15 protein-coding genes, 1 tRNA gene and 1 pseudogene are annotated in these 17,241 nt (G+C 35.2%); 7 read left to right on the top strand and 10 right to left on the bottom strand.

The annotated features are described in order from the left end of the window. Positions 1 to 142: 142 nt before the first annotated feature. The gene (locus tag DES48_RS11650) at positions 143 to 1,159 is read left to right on the top strand and encodes an acyltransferase family protein (protein ID WP_113869393.1); all 1,017 of its coding nucleotides are present in this window, start codon (positions 143 to 145) and stop codon (positions 1,157 to 1,159) included. Between the two features lie 157 nt (positions 1,160 to 1,316). On the opposite strand, the pseudogene DES48_RS16225 reads toward DES48_RS11650, so the two are convergent. After that, a pseudogene (locus tag DES48_RS16225) lies at positions 1,317 to 2,027 on the bottom strand (phosphodiester glycosidase family protein). A gap of 101 nt (positions 2,028 to 2,128) precedes the next feature. Between DES48_RS16225 and DES48_RS11635 the strand changes: the two are divergent. Next, positions 2,129 to 2,866, top strand: a complete 738-nt coding sequence (locus tag DES48_RS11635) for a tyrosine-type recombinase/integrase (protein ID WP_113869387.1) — start codon at positions 2,129 to 2,131, stop codon at positions 2,864 to 2,866. An 89-nt stretch (positions 2,867 to 2,955) separates the two neighbouring features. On the opposite strand, the gene DES48_RS11630 is transcribed toward DES48_RS11635, so the two are convergent. After that, a tRNA-Ala gene (locus DES48_RS11630) sits at positions 2,956 to 3,028 on the bottom strand. A gap of 111 nt (positions 3,029 to 3,139) precedes the next feature. Here DES48_RS11630 and DES48_RS11625 point away from each other — a divergent pair. From DES48_RS11625 to DES48_RS11615, 3 genes are read left to right on the top strand one after another with little or no spacing between them, the layout of a single operon-like run. Beyond that, on the top strand, positions 3,140 to 3,325 hold the full coding sequence (locus DES48_RS11625) for a PLDc N-terminal domain-containing protein (protein ID WP_079708818.1): 186 nt from the start codon (positions 3,140 to 3,142) through the stop codon (positions 3,323 to 3,325). Between the two features lie 5 nt (positions 3,326 to 3,330). Then, complete coding sequence (locus DES48_RS11620; RefSeq protein WP_113869385.1) at positions 3,331 to 4,233, top strand: ABC transporter ATP-binding protein; 903 nt, start codon at positions 3,331 to 3,333, stop codon at positions 4,231 to 4,233. Next, the gene (locus DES48_RS11615) at positions 4,233 to 5,006 is read left to right on the top strand and encodes an ABC transporter permease (protein WP_113869383.1); all 774 of its coding nucleotides are present in this window, start codon (positions 4,233 to 4,235) and stop codon (positions 5,004 to 5,006) included. Before DES48_RS11620 ends, DES48_RS11615 begins: the two co-directional genes overlap by 1 nt. A gap of 249 nt (positions 5,007 to 5,255) precedes the next feature. On the opposite strand, the gene DES48_RS11610 is transcribed toward DES48_RS11615, so the two are convergent. From DES48_RS11610 to DES48_RS11580, 7 genes are all read right to left on the bottom strand, one after another. Beyond that, entirely contained in the window at positions 5,256 to 5,843 is a 588-nt protein-coding gene (locus tag DES48_RS11610) for a DUF421 domain-containing protein (RefSeq protein ID WP_113869381.1), read from the bottom strand. A gap of 172 nt (positions 5,844 to 6,015) precedes the next feature. Then, positions 6,016 to 6,729, bottom strand: a complete 714-nt coding sequence (locus DES48_RS11605) for a hypothetical protein (protein ID WP_113869380.1) — start codon at positions 6,727 to 6,729, stop codon at positions 6,016 to 6,018. Next, the gene (locus tag DES48_RS11600) at positions 6,726 to 7,592 is read right to left on the bottom strand and encodes an ABC transporter ATP-binding protein (protein ID WP_113869378.1); all 867 of its coding nucleotides are present in this window, start codon (positions 7,590 to 7,592) and stop codon (positions 6,726 to 6,728) included. The genes DES48_RS11605 and DES48_RS11600 overlap by 4 nt, the downstream gene beginning before the upstream one ends. Continuing rightward, entirely contained in the window at positions 7,582 to 7,953 is a 372-nt protein-coding gene (locus tag DES48_RS11595) for a GntR family transcriptional regulator (RefSeq protein WP_113869376.1), read from the bottom strand. Before DES48_RS11595 ends, DES48_RS11600 begins: the two co-directional genes overlap by 11 nt. Before the next feature lie 254 nt (positions 7,954 to 8,207). Beyond that, positions 8,208 to 9,074: a dimethylarginine dimethylaminohydrolase family protein gene (locus DES48_RS11590; RefSeq protein WP_245911427.1), complete on the bottom strand. Its 867-nt coding sequence runs from the start codon at positions 9,072 to 9,074 to the stop codon at positions 8,208 to 8,210. 56 nt (positions 9,075 to 9,130) lie between these two features. Continuing rightward, positions 9,131 to 9,994, bottom strand: coding sequence for a ComEC/Rec2 family competence protein (locus DES48_RS11585; RefSeq protein WP_113869374.1), 864 nt, complete (start codon positions 9,992 to 9,994; stop codon positions 9,131 to 9,133). Positions 9,995 to 11,055: 1,061 nt separating this feature from the next. Then, a complete protein-coding gene (locus tag DES48_RS11580; RefSeq protein WP_113869372.1) occupies positions 11,056 to 13,170 on the bottom strand; it encodes an ATP-dependent Clp protease ATP-binding subunit in 2,115 nt (704 codons plus the stop codon). Between the two features lie 384 nt (positions 13,171 to 13,554). Between DES48_RS11580 and DES48_RS11575 the strand changes: the two genes are divergently transcribed. After that, positions 13,555 to 13,956 (top strand): hypothetical protein, encoded by a 402-nt coding sequence (locus DES48_RS11575; protein ID WP_113869370.1) that lies wholly within the window; start codon positions 13,555 to 13,557, stop codon positions 13,954 to 13,956. Between the two features lie 17 nt (positions 13,957 to 13,973). Here the strand turns inward: DES48_RS11575 and mbcS are convergent, their stop codons facing one another. After that, complete coding sequence (gene mbcS / locus DES48_RS11570) at positions 13,974 to 15,551, bottom strand: acyl-CoA synthetase MbcS (RefSeq protein WP_079708808.1); 1,578 nt, start codon at positions 15,549 to 15,551, stop codon at positions 13,974 to 13,976. 207 nt (positions 15,552 to 15,758) lie between these two features. Here mbcS and DES48_RS11565 point away from each other — a divergent pair, with 207 nt between their 5' ends. Further along, positions 15,759 to 17,135 (top strand): tetratricopeptide repeat protein, encoded by a 1,377-nt coding sequence (locus tag DES48_RS11565; protein ID WP_113869368.1) that lies wholly within the window; start codon positions 15,759 to 15,761, stop codon positions 17,133 to 17,135. Positions 17,136 to 17,241: the final 106 nt, after the last annotated feature.

The raw sequence follows: 17,241 nt of genomic DNA, 5'->3' as shown, positions 1-17,241 counted from the left end.
TCATTGAAAACGACAGGGATTTTAATTAACCCTGTCGAAATTGTTAAAATTATGATACTTTATAAATTAGTTTATACGATCCTATCTTAATAGGATCTATTTATTTTTATCATATAATTATCTACAAATAGGATGTGAACAAATGAATAATGAACACTTAAAATGGATTGATATAGCCAAAGGCATTGGCATTATCGCTGTCGTTATGGGTCACGGTGGTCATGAACTAGCGCACCACTATACTTATTGGTTTCATATGCCTCTTTTCTTTATTCTTAGTGGGCTTTTGTTTAAACCGATAGATAACTTTAGTGATCTATTTAATTTCATAAAAAAAAGAGCGATACGATTATTACTACCTTATGTTTCATTCGGAATAACCATTTATTTTTATATAGAGTTAAAAAATGGTTTTGAACTTTCTTCATTTTTAACCGATTTATATAAGCTTGCTTATGGTGGAATGATGATGAAAGGTTTAGTTACGGTTTTTTGGTTTATCACCTGTCTTTTCTTAGTACAAATCATTTTTGCTGTTATTGATTTAATTTTTAAAAACAACATTACAAAAATCGCACTTATCACTCTATCGTATTTGTTAGCACACATTTATGCATTTTATCAACCATTTGAATCTCCTGTACCATGGAGCGCTGATGTTGTATTAATCACTTTGCCTTTCTATGCATTCGGTTTTTATATAAAAAAATACATCGGCTTAATACTTAATGTAAAAACTTTTATAGCCTCTTTTCTTTTATTAACAGTCTTTATTGTATATGACTACATGAATAATTACTTTTATCAGATTGATTTAAAGCCCAATGTATACAACCATCTATTTTTAGATTTTTTCATACCAGTAATTATTTGTTTTGTAGTCTTTAATGTCAGCAAAATACTATCAAAATATCAATACAGTACTACGTTGAGCAAAATAGGAACTTCCACAATAACTATTATGTTTTTACATCGTGTTTCCAATGATTTTTTCAGTCATTTCTTTAACTACGGAATTGTAGTTTATACAATAATAGGTGTGTTAGTACCTTTTATCTGTTATTTAATCCTTTTAAGAGTACCTTATATAAGTATTGCTTTTTTAGGTTTAAGTTCAAATACTGTTAAACAAAAAAATAATAAAGCGACGGTTGCATAACTGTCGCTTTATTAAAAATCTCTTCACGCACTCCACGTTCCATCTGATTCAGTTCTTCTTAATTTCAATACTCTGGAAGTGGTTGTTGAAGACGGTATTGAAAGCTGCATGGCTTGTCTAACATTAGAGTCTATTAAATTAGGAACTTCAAAATGAATTATTCTGGATGATTTAGAGATGTTTCAAGAGCCCAATACATACCATTTTTATCAATATTATTTAAATTATCTACATAAATAACTTTATTAAAAAAGCCCACTAAACCAGCATTTAAATCTGATACTATTTTTCCTAAATCTCCGATATCTTTATAAGCATTTAATACGTCTTGGTCTAGTCTTGATTTTGTATCTTTAGCAAAATATAAAAAATCAACTACCGGTCTTTCGATAAATCCGTTGTCGTCGCTATATTCGTTTATTGTCCTACCTCTAAAAACGGTTTGGCTACTACCACCACCGTCAAGCATGAATGCTGTTTCCACACCTTCTGTTAGTAAAATCGTTATTAGCTCCAGCACTATCAATCACCTACCATCAACAGTTAGAATTAATATATCTTTATTGCTGTATTGTGCAATAACCTGTCTTGAATGTTTTTCCGACCCAGCACTGTATAAATCCTTAACGGATTGGCGTACAGATGATCCGTTTTCAACTAAAGGTATAAACCCAGCAAAACTATTAATACAGCCATCATTTAATATATCTTGCGCACTGTAAGAAGAATTGTAAATTGCAAATGTATTACCTGGTTTTATACCTAATGTATAAAAACTTGTTGCGGTATCGGATATAATAACCCCATCATGTATTTTTTTACCGGAAAGTGTAGCTCCAGAACCAAAATAAGAAGCATTGATTGCCACTGTTGCGTTTTTTCTATTAGCAAAGCTTCTTGGCGTTTCTCCTTCGTCGTTCCTCTTATAAAAAAAGCATTTTAAGTCATATATTTCGATTTGCTCAAAAGATGAAAATCATTAGCGAATCTCCTGTCGATAGTGTGGATAAGCCTAAGTTCAGAAATAAAGATATTGATGTTTATACAATAGAAGAAGTACGAAAGTTACTGTTTCATTTAGAAAAAGCACCTATCCATTGGAATATTATCATCAAGATTGCTATTACGATGGGACTTAGAAGATCAGAATTGCTCGGATTGGAATTTAAACATTTCGACTTCGACAACCAACTACTGTACGTTAGACAAGCTGTCACGTATTCAAAAACAGAAGGTTTACAAGTGCATGAAATAAAAAAAGGTAACCAAAATCACAACGCTCGGAAAATCGTGGTATCTGAATCATTAATTGAGCCAATTAAAAAATTGCAGGAAATAAGGCAAGCCGAAAAAGATATATCACCAAACTATTGGAACGATGATCATATGTTCTTGCTTTGTGATATTAACGGAAAGCCTTATAATCCATCTACCATTAAAAACTGGTGGAAAAGATTTTTAGATCGAAACGGATTAAGATACATCCATTTGCACGCTTTACGTCACACGTCGGCAACACTGTTAATTAATGAAAGTGTGCACGCTAAAATCATTTCAGAAAGACTTGGCCATTCCGATATACGAACAACGATGAATGTATATGCTCACGTTCTAAGACAAGCTGATGAAATCGCCACAAAAAAATTGGACAGTATCATGTTAGATAACAAAAAAGAGGAACAAATAACAACTAAAAACAACGATTAGTCGGCAAAATGTCGGCATTTCCATAAAAATAAAATAACAACACTGCGAACAAGTTGCTCAGAATGTTGTTATATCAATACTTTTGGTAGTGGAGCATAGCGGGATCGAACCGCTGACCTCTACACTGCCAGTGTAGCGCTCTCCCAGCTGAGCTAATGCCCCGTATTTATTATGTAGTTTTCATTATAACTATTTTTGTTGATGACTACAATATTTGAATCTTTTTGCTTACTAATTCGTAAACAAATAAAAGGAAGCAGGAGGTGAATATAGGTGAATGTCTTTTCGCTTTTAGCGCCATTAATCATTCTAGAAGCAGTTCTTGCGATTGTTGCACTTATCGCATGGTTCAAAACAGATGAAACCAATGGCCCTCGTTGGTTATGGCTTGTTATTATTTTATTAATACAAATCATCGGCCCGATATTATTTTTTATTTTTGGAAGGAGGCAACAATAACGATCATGTTTAATGTAAAGCATTTAACCAAAACTTTTGGTAACTCACCTGTCGTAAATGATATTTCTTTCACATTAGAACCTGGAAACTGTGTTGCATTACTAGGTGCCAATGGTGCAGGAAAAACAACAACATTACGTATGTTGGCTGGTTTGTTGAAACCTAGTAATGGCTCGATTGAATTGGAAGGAATGAAACCTAATGCAGATAGACGTGAGCATATTGGCTATCTGCCTCAGTATCCTGTGTTTCATTCATGGATGACGGGCAAGGAATTTCTAGTTTACGTCGGGCAGCTTGCGAATTTAACGAAAGCGAATGCGTTAGATCGTGCTGATTATTTTTTAGAACGGGTTGGAATTCCTGAAGCCAAGAATCAACGTATTGGTAAATATTCTGGTGGCATGAAACAACGACTAGGTATCGCCCAAGCAATGATTCATCAACCCACAATGATTATGCTCGATGAACCTGTATCATCTTTAGATCCTATTGGTCGTAGAGAAGTTTTAACCTTAATGGAAGAGCTTAAACAACAAACGACGATTCTATTTTCTACACACATTTTAAGTGATGCCGAAGAGATTAGCGATGGATTGTTGCTTATGCATCAAGGGAAAATTGTAGAGTCTGGCTCTCTACACGAACTTCGTAATAAACATCAAACAGCCAAGATTAATCTTTCATTCCATGAATTAAATCAAAATTATGTTGATATTTTAAAAGGATTGCCTGGCATAGCGGATTGCTTTATTGAACGAGAGGAACTCGTATGTATTGTGGAAGACACGGAACAAGCAAGGGACGAATTATTAAATATAGTTACGACCAATCAATACCCGCTTACCAAATTTGAAGTTAGCAGAACTTCGCTAGAAGATTTATTTATGAAGGTGGTGAAGCAGTAATGCAATGGCGTACAATCTACCGTAAAGAAATGTTAGAATACTGGCGTAATTTTAGTTGGATATGGGTACCGATCGTATTTATCATTCTTGCTATTATGGACCCGATCACCTCTTACTATTTACCGATTATTATAGACAATGTCGGCGGTCTTCCAGAAGGAGCGTCTGTCGAAATTCCAGAGGTGAACCCTACTGATGCGCTCATGATGAGCTTAAGTGAGTTTAGTATGTTTGGGGTATTAGTAATTATTTTCATTACAATGGGACTTATTGCTGGCGAACGCAAGAGTGGGGTTGCCGAACTCATTTTGGTCAAACCGGTTCATTACGCAACATATATTTCTAGTAAATGGGCTGCTAAATTGACATTGGTGTTAACGTCTTACATTATTGGGTTATTTGCAAGTTGGTATTATGTAAATTTATTGTTTGGAAACATTGCTTTTAGTGCGCTGGTACAAACAATTGGCTTTTATGGCTTATGGTTCGTTCTAGTCCTTACTATCACTGTATTCTTTAGTTGTCTGTTTAAATCATCTGGTGTGGTGTTAGGTTCAACAATAGGAACATTATTGCTTATGTTTTCGATTTACAATATTTTTTCACACGTATTAACTTGGTTTCCTAACAGCTTAAGTTCACATATTCGTGAAATGTTACAAACTGGATCTGTACCAAACGCATTATGGGGCACATCTTTTATCACGGTTGGAAGTAGTTTGATACTACTTATAGTAGCTTATGTTATCTTTCAAAAAAAAGAGGTAGCTTAGGATGAGGGCGGGACAAAACAAAATTAGCAGAAGCCGAATCCGAACAATGTGAACGAAGCGTAGGCAAAATACGTAGACTCCTGCGGGAAAAGCACAAGCCTCAGCTAACTGTGTGAAGCGCTTTTCTTCACACAGTTAGCTGAGGCTGTGCCCGTGGAAAGCGAAGCATTTTGCCAAAGCGTTACATTTTCACACTTTAATGTTCGGATTTTTCCTGTTCATTTACTCTTTTGTCCCACCCTCTTTGCTTTAATCTAATTTCGGATCATTTGGTGTACGGTGCTTTTTTTCATTGACTTCATAAAATAAATCACCAGATTGGTTCGTAAGTGATGATGGTGTTGTAAATGTCATACCCATCAATTTTTTAAATTCACCTACAGTTAAAGGTTTTGCATCTGGCATTAATTCATAGCCAATTCTGCCATTCGCCTCAATTGTGGCATTCTTAATATCTTTCATATTAGAAATTCCTTGTTGACGGAGTTGCATCTCTAATTTATCGACAGTCATGCGAACTTTTTTTAAATTATTGGTTAATAACGTTCCTTCTTGAATGACGGGGATTGCCTCCCCTGTGATAATTTTTTCAATCCTGCTAGACTTCACTTGTATATATTCAAAAAACATTAATACCAAGATAAAGATAATGATGGTAATAAATGTTTTAAGTACGCTTGTTTCAATGATTGGTTGCACAATGATGGTACCAATAGAAATCATGACAATCGTTGTGGTTACAGTCATTTGGGCAATTGATTTTCTACCAGATAATCGTAACAAGATGAAGCCTGACAGAATCATGACGAATGCTTTCCAAATAAATTGCCATTCCATACTTTACGTTCCTCCGTCTATGTTTACTACTCTTATATTTAGCAAAAGCCTCGATATTATCCAGAATCAATTTTTCTATCTTCCGGTTCCACAAATATGTTATGCATTTATTGATGGGGAAGGTCTTGATAAAAAATAAGGAATCCTCAAGGTAGAGGATTCCTTATGCATATTATTCTCTTACCGATTTGGTTGAAATATTTCGAAGTATCGGCCATGTCAACAGATAACACACCACTGTTATTATAAATAAAATCCCATATTGAGATAATGCTGCATTGATTACTAATTCGCTTATTAAATCCGGTAATGATCCATTCGCCATCATAATTAAAGATGTCAAGAACAGTGCTCCTATGATTGATAAGCCAACTATTAGATGATACTTATAGAAAATTAAAGCTAACAGATAAGAGGAAATGAGACAAAAAATGAGAATAACGCCATCTACAAGAAACCGGCCCCAAAATGAATGTTGCAAATCTAACAATGTCGCTGGATGAATTAAATAAAATGTATCTAGGGTTAACAGATTGGTTATCCATGTTACTAGCTGATGGGCGACAGTTTCCATTAAAGCTGTAATGATAGCAACAAGCGTAAAGTAAGCTCCAATTCCCACAAAATAATTTTTCCTGGTGCCACCTAATTTCAACGTATAAGGTAAGTTTTCTTTGACTGATTTAAAACCAAATATGGAAGCAAAGATATACACACTTATAGAAATACCAAAATAAAAATCTGCTCCGTCTATTCGATTAAGTAGGAAATATGCTGCTATCAAACCCAACACGATAACTGCCGATAAAATACACCAAAAAATTGTAAATGGGTGCCGCATATCCGTTCCAAAAAAATATAACATGGCTTTTAATTGACGCTTCATTGTTTAACCTCCCTTTTTTTATCTGTTAAATAGACAATTAAATCCTGAAGTGATACGGTATGGATTGAAAATCCTGCATTTTCAATTGTTGTTCGATCCTCTTCCAGTAAGACAACCGTTCGTTCATTCATAAAATCTTTTTGATAAATCACTTTTTTCTCAGCTGTAAAATTGTTGATTTTTTGACGCTCTCCTGAAATGGAAAAACACGATTCACGTAACGTTTCTGCTTCTTCTTTTAATAATAATTGACCGTTTTCTAAGATAATCACTTCTTCAAATAATGCACTCACCTCATCAATTAAGTGCGTAGATAAGATAATTGTGCGCGGATATTTATCGTAATGTTCAATCAATAATTCATAGAAATAAGAACGACTGGAGGCATCTAGTCCGATATATGGTTCATCGAAAATCGTAATAGCTGCTTTTGATGCTAGACCAACAACAATACCAAGGGCAGATTCCATTCCTTTTGATAGAGCTTTCACTTTTGTATCCATGTCTAGATTAAAATTAGCAATTAGCTCTTCTGCTAGAGAGTGATCCCAAGTTGGGTAAAATAACCGATTTATATTCAACACATGTTTTACTTTAAGTTCTTTTTTAAAATTATTTGCTTCTCCTACAAAACAAATGTTTTCCATCATACGTTGATTATCAAAAGGTGTCACGCCATCTACTAAAAGTTCTCCTGATGAAGCTCGCATTAAACCAGATAACAATTCCATAAACGTTGTCTTTCCTGCACCGTTCTTTCCAAGCAACCCATAAATCTTAGGCTCTTCTATAAGGAAATTAAGATTTTGAAGTGCTGTCTTTTTCCCGTATCGTTTCGAAAGATTGATAACTTCAATTTTCATTATGTTCTTCCTCCTTGGTAACCATTTCCACGAGGTCTTCATAAGAAAGTCCTAGTTTTGCGGCTTCTTGTTTCATTGGCGTAATATAATTGGTTACGAATGCTGACTTTCGTTTTTGAAACACGATTTCTTTTGCCTGCTCCGTTACAAACATCCCAACACCTCTTTTTTTGTAAATAATGCCTTCGTCTACTAATTCATTAATCCCTTTAGCAGCTGTCGCAGGATTAATCTTATAATACTTAGCAAATTCATTAGTTGACGGAACACGTTCTTCGATTGCCAATGTCTCATTGATAATCATATCTTCAATGTACTCTTTAATTTGTTGAAAGATCGGTCTACTATCATCTAATTTCATATGATCAACTCACTTAATTGGTTAATTACTTATGTAACTAACCATACAACCAAAAGATCACCACGTCAAGTTATTTTAAAATTTATTTTAAAATTTTGTGTGAAACGCTGATTATTCCGGCTGATCTTCTCCCAAAACCGTCGATGATCGGTTTTAGTTAGCAAAAAGGGAACCCACCCCCTACTTATTTTTTCCATAAAAAAGTGGACAACCAATTCTTCTGGTGTCCACTCTTTACTTATTACTTTATGAGATTAGCTATTTTCTCTAAGTACAGGTAACGTACAGCATCTGAAAGAACCACCTGATTTGATAATTTCATTAAAAGGTACCTCTATTACATAAAAATCGTGCGCACGTAATTGCTGATTGACTTGCTGATTTTCTGGTAAACTTATAACAGTTTTATGATCCAACATAAAAACATTGGTACCTAATGTAAAGGCTTCATCTTCTGATACTTCGATAATGTATTCGTAGTGCTGACGAATTTTTTCTAATTCTTTCTCAGCGAATGCTTTTGGATAGACTAACACCATATTCGGTGCAATACAGTTAAAGGCGCAGTCTAAATGCAGAATGTGTTCATCAATCGGTAATGGGTTGATTTGATAATTCGGTAATTGTTCTTGTAATTTTTCTACTGCTTTCTTACTTGTTCTGTCACTAATTCCAATCCAAATGGTTTGACCATCAACAATCACATCACCACCTTCAATGGAGTTTGTATCGATAGAATGGTAAGTGATTGCTCCATTGTTTAAGTATGTCTCCAATTGTTGGACTTCTGGTACGCGGATTTTTTGCCCCATATTTGCCGTATATAAGTTTTTCCCAATACAAAAACCTATATCTCTTGTGAAAACTTGTTCGTATAAATCTTGATGAGGTGTCATTTCAACTACTTCTACTTGATAACTTTTTAAGGTTTGAACAAATGTCTCGTGCTGTTTCATGGCAATATCCACATCGATATTTTCTGATTTATAGTGTTTCTGTGTCTCATTAATGATTTTTCCTATTCTCATATAACGTGGCGAACAAACAATTACTCGCTTTAGTTTTTCATATTCAGTGTCACAACCCACTCTTTCAGTAAATTCTCGTGAATCCAGTTGCACAAGAATGACCTCCCTTATTTTTTTCTCTCTTCATTATTTCTATATTATAACAGAAATTATCGAATTGGTTTTATCAACACTCTGTCTATTCCCGTATTGGAGATCGTATAATCCTCTCCATCTGTTGTTATGACGATATCACCTGCTTTGGCGGTGGAATAAATTGTTGCCCCAGAACGCAATAAATTATTGACTGTTGCAAGGGTTGGATGACCATATGTATTATCTTTTCCATACGAAAGTATTGCAACCTCTGGGTCAACCGCTTGTAAAAAAGCAAACGAACTTGAGGTATCTGATCCGTGATGCGCGACTTTAATAATTTCAGCATCGACATCCGTACGTTGCATAATTTTTATTTCTTGTTTTTTTTCCACGTCACTCATTAATAAAAAATCCACTTCTCCATAGGTTAGTTGCATGGCCAATGACGACTGATTATTGGTTTTCAAGATGGAATTGGCATTTAGTACAATAAGCGAAATATTATCCGCCAATGCCTTTACCTCATGGAGTTCCGCAATATGAATCGGTATATATTTCTTTTTCAGATCACGGAAATACTGATGATAGGTTCGCGTATAATAAAATTTCCCACTATCCCAAACTTCTTTTATCGGAATTTGATTAATTACGGACAGAAGCCCTCCGATATGGTCGATATCTGGATGGGTAGCTATGACTAAATCTAATGTTTTTACTCCCTGATTTTTTAAATATGTCTTCACCTTCTCCCCTGCTGCTGGTGGGCCGCCATCGATAAGGATATTCTCTTCATTCGGGGTTTGGATCAAGATACTATCCCCTTGTCCCACATTGATAAAATGAACACGCATCACCGTTTCCTCAGCACTAATACAGGTTGGGTGAAAAGCGAAAAATAATATCGTAAATACAACATAATGTCGCAAACTTCTCACTAAAACCTACCTCCCCTAGCATGAAAATGACGTAATAATTAGGCATAGGTTTAGTAAAAATAATTTTTTTATGATGAATTGTTTTAAAAAATAGAAGTAAACATTTCTATGTTTATCCAATGTAATTAATCAATTTATTTGTCTAGAATTGCAATTGTTTAAGATGCAAAAGAGAGGATTAATCGAAACTTGAAGCAACATATTTTTTATTAGTGACCATCAAATTAATTTATTGAAACAAGCCATAGGTAAATCGTTTATTCAAATATCGACAAAAATGATATTTGCAGATATATTAGATAACAGTGTCAATTTTAAAAAATAAATGACTTACCGGAAAGAAAAGTAATCGACTGAAGTTGTTAAAATAGCATATTTCTCTTTACTACGATTTTCAAAAAATGAGAACACCTTTAATTTCTCTGATACCTTTCACTTCGATCATTTATAAAACTACTTGCTTGGAGTTTTTCCTTAATAAAGTTTGTTCATTGATATCTAGGCCTCAACTGATTGCGTTTTCATCTTATTATCTGTTTTAAGCTGAAATCAGGAACCTCTCATCCCAGGATTTTACCTTATGATTCATTTAAACATGAAATCAACGACACAACTCTTCATGATTTCATCTTATTATCTGTTTTAAGCCGAAATCAGGAACCTCTCATCCCAGGATTTCACCTTATGATTCATTTAAAGGTGAAATCAACAACACAAAGCTTCATGATTTCACCTTATTATCTGTTTTAGGCTGAAATCAGGAACCTCTCATCCCAGGATTTTACCTTATGATTCATTTAAACATGAAATCAACGACACAACTCTTCATGATTTCATCTTATTATCTGTTTTAAGCCGAAATCAGGAACCTCTCATCTCAGGATTTTACCTTATGATTCATTTAAAGCCGAAATCAATGCCCTTACATGCCAGAATTTCAACTTATAACCTGCTTACAGTTAAAATCACCTTGCCAACGCAACACTTAGTGATCAACATAAAGCAAAAAAAGCTACACCCTTTGCGGATGTAGCTTCTCTTTTTATTTCATTATTCTTCAATTATGCTTTTTTCACTTCAATGTGATCATCAAGTAATTCAACCTGAATGTCGACGACTTGATCGTCTTCTAATAATAGGTCAGTGATGCCGTCTTCTACGGTATTTTGGATGACACGACGTAATGGACGTGCGCCGAATTTTGGATCATACCCTTTGTTTGCTAAGAAGTGTTTGGCTTCATTCGAAACAGTGATGGTATAACCTTGTTCTTCGACATTGTCTCCTAGTTCGTCTAGCATAATGTCGACAATTTCAACGAGATCTTGTTCGTGTAGTTCATTGAATGGAATGATCGCGTCGAAACGGTTTAGGAATTCTGGTTTAAAGTAATCGCTTAGTGATTCTAGTGTAGATACTGCTTCGTTATTGTCGCTAGTGAAACCTACACTGATATTTTTCACGCCAGTGCCTGCATTACTTGTCATAATAATAACAGTATCTTTGAAGCTTACTGTTCTTCCATGGCTGTCAGTTAATTGACCGTCTTCCATGATTTGTAGGAACATATGCTGTACATCTGGATGTGCTTTTTCAATTTCATCTAACAGAATCAAGCTGTAAGGATTGCGACGAACCCGTTCTGTTAATTGACCTGCTTCTTCATGTCCGACATATCCTGGTGGTGAACCGATAATTTTAGAAACGGCATGTTTTTCCATGTACTCACTCATGTCTAGACGGATAAGTGAATCTTTTGTACCAAATAGTTCTTCGGCTAATGCTTTGGTTAATTCGGTTTTACCAACACCAGTTGGACCAACGAATAAGAATGAACCAATTGGACGATATTTAGATTTTAATCCAGCACGGCTTCTACGTACTGCTTTTGCTACTTTTTCGACAGCCATGTCTTGTCCAATTACTTTCTTACTTAAGTTGCTAGCAAGATGTTGCATTTTAGATTGTTCATCTGCTTGAATTTTTCGAACGGGAATACCTGTCTTTTCTTCAATAATTAATTGAATGTCTTCCACAGTTACTTCTGCTTTTGCTTGTTCCGTTGAATCGTTTATTTTTTTCTCTAGTAATAATTCTTGATGTCTTAGGTTCGCAGCTCGTTCATAATCTTCTTTTTCTGCTGCTGCTTGTTTTTCTTTAGCAATTTCATCTAAGCGTTGTTGCAATGTTTCTTTATCTGATTCTGCATGTGCTAGATTCAATCGCGAGCCTGCTTCATCCATTAAATCAATTGCTTTATCTGGCAAGAAACGATCTTGTAAATAACGTTTAGATAAAGTTACTGCACCGTCAATTGCTTCAGGTGTGTAAGAGACGTTATGATAAGCTTCATAGCGCTCTTGCAAACCTTGTAAAATTTGTACGGCTTCTTCCTCACTTGGTTCTTTTACCATGATTGGTTGGAAACGACGTTCAAGCGCTGCGTCTTTTTCGATTTGACGGTATTCTTTCAATGTTGTCGCACCAATTAATTGTAATTCTCCGCGTGCTAAGGCAGGTTTCAAGATGTTTCCTGCATCCATTTGAGAGCTTTCTGCTGTACCTGCACCAACTAGTAAATGAACTTCATCGACAAATAGGATGACGTTTTTACGGTTTTTCATTTCAGCTACGAGTTGTTTCATGCGTTCTTCAAATTGTCCACGAATACCAGTGTTTGCTACTAAGGAAGCGACATCTAATAGATAAATTTCTTTATCCAGTAATTTAGATGGTACATTTCCTTCAGCAATTTTCAGGGCTAGTCCTTCAGCGATAGCTGTCTTACCAACACCTGGCTCTCCAATTAATACTGGGTTATTTTTATTTCTTCTATTTAATGTTTCAATCACTCGTTTTACTTCTTTTTCACGGCCAATTACTGGATCAATGATACCCGCTTTAGCTGCGTGTGATAAGTTACTGCCAAGTTCATCGAGTAAACCTTCTTTTTGGTTGCCTTGTTGTTCTGCTCCATTCGCATTTGCGCCTGCAAAGAAGTCTTGGAAACCTTGAGGTCCTTGACTTTGTCCACCAAACATACCTGATGGATTTGCTGCATTTTGTTGTATCTCTTTAAAACAAGTTTCACAAACGTGCAATTGTTGGGTTTCACCATTATATCGAAGGGTTACATTAATGTTAGCTGGGCGAATGCCACAATGTTGACATTTCATATTTATTTCCTCCTTCAATTGTTCATTGAGTTTAGTTTAATTGGTCAAGATTTTCTCTGACTATCTTTGACCTTTGACTTCATTATAATCTGACCTTCTTTGACTTTCAAGTATTTTGCTTTTCACTTCTGATAAAAAATCCAAATTGCTCTTTCTATACTGATATAAGCGCCTTTCAATACTGTTTACGTTAGGGATTCTTCCTTGCATATGCAGTTTTTAAACATCAAACGTTTACTTAGGCATCAAAAGGATAACTGGGGTATTGCTATTCGCTCTCATATCAAATAAAGACATAACATATACTGACTATAATTATTTTTATTCCTTAAGCGTATGAAAACTCTAGTAATTTACCATACTAGTTAGCGAGGAGGGATTTATATGATCATAGGTTACGTGTTTTATAGTTTTATTTTGTTGGCTACTCTTTTTGTTAGTTACTTCTATATTCACTACGCCATGAAGACAACGACGATCGGTCTTTATGCAAATGTTATTGTTGCTAGTGTCATGCAGTTATCTGCTTATGCCCTGGCTGTCTTCGGTTGGTTTCTCTACACTTTTTTGCAGCACACTTCCCACTTTTTTATTGGACTTCAAATTGCAATATGGGTGTTTGTGATTTGTGAAGTATGTTTGATTAGCATTGTGCTTTATCAGTATAAAAAAGAAGAAATTATTCGCTTAGCAAGTAATGTATGGAGTTTTAGTAAACGTAACTACTTTAAATTAGTGAAACGAATGAAGTCTGTGCGAAATATAAAGAAAAAGGAAGAGGCTTAATGCCTCTTCCTTTCTTGTTATATCATCTGTCTCTCACGCTGACGCAACTCAATACGACGAATTTTACCTGAAGCTGTCTTCGGTAATTCTTCTGTAAATTCAATCTTACGTGGATATTTATAAGGAGCCGTCATTTGTTTCACGTGTGTCTGTAACGTTTTAACTAAAGTCGGATCAGTTGCATCAATGTTTTCTTGTAAAACAACATACGCTTTTACGACATTCCCACGAATTTCATCTGGACTTGCGACAACCGCACATTCTTTAACAGCTGGATGCTTCACCAGCGCATCTTCTACTTCAAATGGTCCAATCGTATAACCAGAGCTAACGATAATATCATCGTTGCGCCCTTCAAACCAGAAGTAACCTTCTTCATCAAGTGTAGCTTGATCTCCTGTTACAAAATACTTGCCACGATGGGCTTTTTTCATTCGCTCTTCATCTTTATAATAACCTTTAAACAAAGCTGGTGTATCTAATGGAATCGCAATGTCTCCAACCGTTCCAACTGGGACTGGATTGCAATCTTCATCAATTAACACCACTTCATTTCCTGGTGTAGGTTTCCCCATCGAACCAGCTTTCACTTTCATTCCTTTTAAGAAACCTAGTAACAAGGTACTCTCTGTTTGACCATAGCCATCACGAACAGTGATATCAAAATGGCGTTGGAAGGTATCAATTACTTCTCGGTTCAACGGTTCACCAGCGGATACTGCACTGTGTAATGCAGGAAGCTGATAGTCCGTTAAATTATCTACTTTTGCCATTAAACGGTATTCTGTCGGGGTACAACACAATACATTAATTTGTTGATCTTGTAATAATTGTAGATATTTCTTCGGATCGAATTTACCATTATAAACAAAGCCAGTTGCTCCGGAACCTAGAACTGATAATAATGGGCTCCATACCCATTTTTGCCAACCTGGAGCAGCCGTTGCCCAAACGATATCCCCTTCACTAATACTTAACCAGTTTGCTGGCGCCGTTTTTAAATGCGCATATCCCCACGCATGTGTGTGCATAACACCTTTAGGATTTCCAGTGGTTCCTGATGTATAAGGTAAGAAGGCAAGATCATCACGCGTTGTATCTGCGATTGCGAGCTCATTTGATGCTTCTTCTTTCGTTTGATCTAAGAAATTCCAATCTTCTACTTTCGCGCCAACAGTGAATTTCTCTAACGTGTCTATTTGTTCGATTTCACTAAATTGCTCGACAAATGGATAATAACTAACAACCGCTTTCGCTTCCCCGTGGGTTATACGATATTGTAAATCTTTTGTTCGTAGCATTTCCGAACTAGGAATAATGATAATACCTGTTTTTAATGCTGCAAGGTATACTTCATACGTTTCAATTAATCGAGGCATCATCACAAGGATTTTATCACCTTTTTGCAAGCCTTTTTCTAAAAAAATGTTACCGATTTTGTTTGCATTGTATATCAATTGTTGATAAGTTACTTGTTTTTCGCGTCCAGCATCATCTTGCCATATGAGCGCAGTCTTATTCGGATCCTTTGCATACTTCTCCATTTCCATAACAATATTGTACTTTTCTGGAGCTATCAGATCTTCTCGTTTCATTTTTTCACCCTTCTTTATTTGTATGATTTCATACAATTTAGTAGTAGGTACTAATTGCTTGTCATTATATCAGATTTTAATTTGATTTTACAAGTAAAAAAGATGCTAATAAACCTTTTAATCAATTTTTCAGCTATCAAAGCATAGATTCTCTTTTTTTCGTATGATGTGTTATGATGTTAGTAACGATTAAGGGGGGTTTTTTTCATGGAACTAACAATCACTTCTCAGAAAAAAACAATACAAGCAAACGTCTTACAGCTACATCTTTACCAACAAAGTAAAGTGATAGAAGCAATGGATAAACGAAATAATTACTATTATGTTGTTTTCTATCAAGATCAATTTATTAATGTTGTAAAGCCTACACATATGAAACGTCATTCTCACGTCCAACGGGCGATCACAAATGGCATTTCCTTGCCTGGCGATCATCCATTAGTAAATAAGCTAATTGGTCAACAAACCCTATCCATGACAAGATTCAATCAGTTATTTAAAAAGTTACAACAGCACTATCCTCCACTTGAAACTGCGCTTATCCTATCTTTTTTTGATTCTTTCACTACGGCAGGTTCCATACCAAAATTAATTAAAAAAACATATTATGATTTCAGAAGAAATGGTAAAATGCGCAAAGCATTACAAGCGTTGTATCTGCTTAAAGAAGTAGATGCTCAGAATACTTTTGCCAACGATCTAATTGGTAAAATGGAGTTCCAAAAATATAATGAAGCTTACCAAACTCTAGATATAATTATGGAAAAAGATCCAGTCTATTTTGAAGATATTTGCTTCCGACATCTACAAGATGGGATCTATCACGAAAACCTATTAATGTTCTACGATCAAAAAAATCGACACATCGATGCCATCATGGTGCTTCTCTATTTATTAAAACAACAATTTAATGAAACGCATTGGCAGCAGTTACAAGCTACGATTCAAACGTGGAATAACGAAGCACAAATAATTGTATTATCCGATCTATACCGCGACCAACCTCATCCTATAATAGAAAAAGAACTTACAGGACGATTAATTGGTTCTTCCCATCACAATGAAGTAGTTTCCTTTTTACTTGAACAGAACTACTTACCAACTCAAACAGAAATGGATAAAATTATCGATCATTTAAATCACACCGATCGGTCACAATTAATCCAATACTTTCACCAATCAAAAGAAAAGTTTGCAACTTTACGGCAATCCATAACGAAAAATCAACTAGAAAAAGCGATTACGCCATTTATAAAAGCATTTTTATCTACTTATTCCTTTGAAGAAATTAACCAATGGTTCCGCGCTTTTCATGAGAGTAATGAGCTCTTTCTTATTGAACAAACTATTCATACAATGGAAAAATTACAAGATGATCCGGATCACCAAGATAAACTGGGTGAATTATACGCATCTTTAGATCAAGTGGAACAAGCAATTGATTGTTATAAATGGGAGATGGAGTTACATCCACAAAACACCAAAGCAATTCAAGCAGTAGCACATCTTTATAAAGAAATGGGAAATGAAACAGAAGCAGGTACTTATCAAGACCTGTTGATTCAAACACAAAAATATGGTTAAGTTTCTCCGTGTGAACTGCCATCATTCCAGGTTCTATCCAATGATGGCTGATCATACAATGGCATTATTACTGCCAAACTTATCCGATCATCCACTATTTTCAAGT

It is taken from the genome of Paraliobacillus ryukyuensis, from assembly GCF_003315295.1.
GTDB lineage: Bacteria > Bacillota > Bacilli > Bacillales > Amphibacillaceae > Paraliobacillus > Paraliobacillus ryukyuensis.
Note: the sequence above shows the minus strand (reverse complement) of the source record. Positions and strands in the feature narration are given on the sequence as shown.

Coding starts and splice junctions, on each gene's coding strand:
- DES48_RS11635 (WP_113869387.1), top strand. CDS start 2,129: ATGAAAATCATTAGCGAATCTCCTGTCGATAGTGTGGATAAGCCTAAG.
- DES48_RS11620 (WP_113869385.1), top strand. CDS start 3,331: ATGTTTAATGTAAAGCATTTAACCAAAACTTTTGGTAACTCACCTGTC.
- mbcS (WP_079708808.1), bottom strand. CDS start 15,551: ATGAAACGAGAAGATCTGATAGCTCCAGAAAAGTACAATATTGTTATG.
- DES48_RS11595 (WP_113869376.1), bottom strand. CDS start 7,953: ATGAAATTAGATGATAGTAGACCGATCTTTCAACAAATTAAAGAGTAC.
- DES48_RS11615 (WP_113869383.1), top strand. CDS start 4,233: ATGCAATGGCGTACAATCTACCGTAAAGAAATGTTAGAATACTGGCGT.
- DES48_RS11610 (WP_113869381.1), bottom strand. CDS start 5,843: ATGGAATGGCAATTTATTTGGAAAGCATTCGTCATGATTCTGTCAGGC.
- DES48_RS11600 (WP_113869378.1), bottom strand. CDS start 7,592: ATGAAAATTGAAGTTATCAATCTTTCGAAACGATACGGGAAAAAGACA.
- DES48_RS11605 (WP_113869380.1), bottom strand. CDS start 6,729: ATGAAGCGTCAATTAAAAGCCATGTTATATTTTTTTGGAACGGATATG.
- DES48_RS11650 (WP_113869393.1), top strand. CDS start 143: ATGAATAATGAACACTTAAAATGGATTGATATAGCCAAAGGCATTGGC.
- DES48_RS11580 (WP_113869372.1), bottom strand. CDS start 13,170: ATGAAATGTCAACATTGTGGCATTCGCCCAGCTAACATTAATGTAACC.
- DES48_RS11565 (WP_113869368.1), top strand. CDS start 15,759: ATGGAACTAACAATCACTTCTCAGAAAAAAACAATACAAGCAAACGTC.
- DES48_RS11575 (WP_113869370.1), top strand. CDS start 13,555: ATGATCATAGGTTACGTGTTTTATAGTTTTATTTTGTTGGCTACTCTT.